Here is a 1,431-nt window from a genome sequence, read left to right as displayed (position 1 = left end):
TAAACCTATCTTTTTTTTCATGGGAATAAAAGTGGTTTTAGCATAATGGAATCCTCTTCCTTCATCTAATTTACTCCCTTAAAAAAAGCACAATCTCCTTAACTTTGCCATGTAAATAAAGGGTTGTCAAGGTATATACCTGTATGGCAAGACCTCCTTATGTAAACAACAAAAAAAGGACACAATTGTGAATTGCGCCCTTGCCGATCATGCATTAAAAAACGATATAGACAGCATCAATGAACTGTAAAATTAAAGTAAGACTTCATTAAACTTTTTTAATACAAAAATTCTAAAATACAAAAAGCATCTTTTCTTACTCTACATGAGGTAAGTTTAATACTTGTCCTGTTTGAATATCACTCGTTTCCATCACATTCAGCTGCTTAATTTGTTCAACATACTCCCTGGTATCCATGCGATGTGGTTTATGATCCAAAGCAATCGACCATAAAGAATCTCCTGTAGATACAACAAACTCTTGGTAGGAAACAATTTTACTTGCATTAGTAAGAACCGTCATAAACCCAGTTAGACATAAAAAAGCAACACTAAGAATGATGACCAGGCGAACCAAAAAGCGTCTATTATTATAAATAAATTGATGAAGTAACTTACCAAGTAAAGTATGATTCTTAGTTCCTTCTGCATTGCTATAGATACTATTGTATGTACTGTATTTTAGCATATATATCGTCCTCCAAACATTTGTTCTCATTTCTATATTGATCACTATAACACGAACATGTGTTTTGGACAATAACTTTTTAGAACAATTGTTCGTTCTATTTTAGAACTAACGTTTGTACGAACGGAGGTTCTATGCTATAATTTTCCCAAACGTTATTAAGTGGAGTTGATACGGTATGTCGAAGGTGTCCAGCAGGCAATTAGCAATCTTGGAGTTTATACGAAATGAAGTTCGATTAAAAGGATATCCACCGTCCGTAAGAGAGATTGGTGAAGCTGTCGGACTCGCGTCCAGCTCCACTGTTCACGGACACTTGGATCGTTTGGAGAAAAAAGGTTTAATTCGAAGAGACCCTACAAAACCTCGTGCAATTGAGCTTTTGAGTCATGATGAGTTAGATGAGACAAGCCAATTTGCTCAGACGGTTGTTAGAGTTCCTGTAGTCGGTAAAGTAACCGCAGGTATTCCTATTACTGCAACAGAAAATATTGAAGACTATTTCCCTTTACCTATGCAATATGTGGGAGAAGAGAAAGTGTTTATGTTGAATGTAGTAGGAGATAGTATGATCGAAGCTGGTATTGTCAATGGGGATTATGTCATTGTTCGTCAGCAACAAACGGCTAACAATGGTGAAATCGTCGTAGCTATGACGGAAGATGATGAAGCTACAGTGAAAACTTTCTATAAAGAAAAAGATCATGTACGTCTTCAGCCTGAGAATCCTACATATGAACCTC

General features: G+C 36.1%; 2 protein-coding genes. One reads left to right on the top strand and one right to left on the bottom strand.

The genetic code is table 11. From position 1 onward, the window contains the following. Positions 1-316 precede the first annotated feature (316 nt). Positions 317-688: a cell division suppressor protein YneA gene (yneA, locus tag ACWPWY_RS23515; RefSeq protein ID WP_454193950.1), complete on the bottom strand. Its 372-nt coding sequence runs from the start codon at positions 686-688 to the stop codon at positions 317-319. A 178-nt stretch (positions 689-866) separates the two neighbouring features. Between yneA and lexA the strand changes: the two genes are divergently transcribed. Continuing rightward, positions 867-1,431 (top strand): transcriptional repressor LexA (gene lexA / locus ACWPWY_RS23510; protein ID WP_454193949.1); only part of this gene is annotated, 565 nt, incomplete at its 3' end.

It is taken from the genome of Paenibacillus sp. Marseille-Q7038 (genome assembly GCF_965111595.1).
The sequence above is the reverse complement of the archived record's forward strand: the minus strand, read 5'-3'. Positions and strand labels throughout refer to the sequence as shown.

What these genes read in the sequence shown, in the direction of transcription:
- yneA (WP_454193950.1), bottom strand. Translation starts at nt 688, where the DNA reads ATGCTAAAATACAGTACATACAATAGTATCTATAGCAATGCAGAAGGA.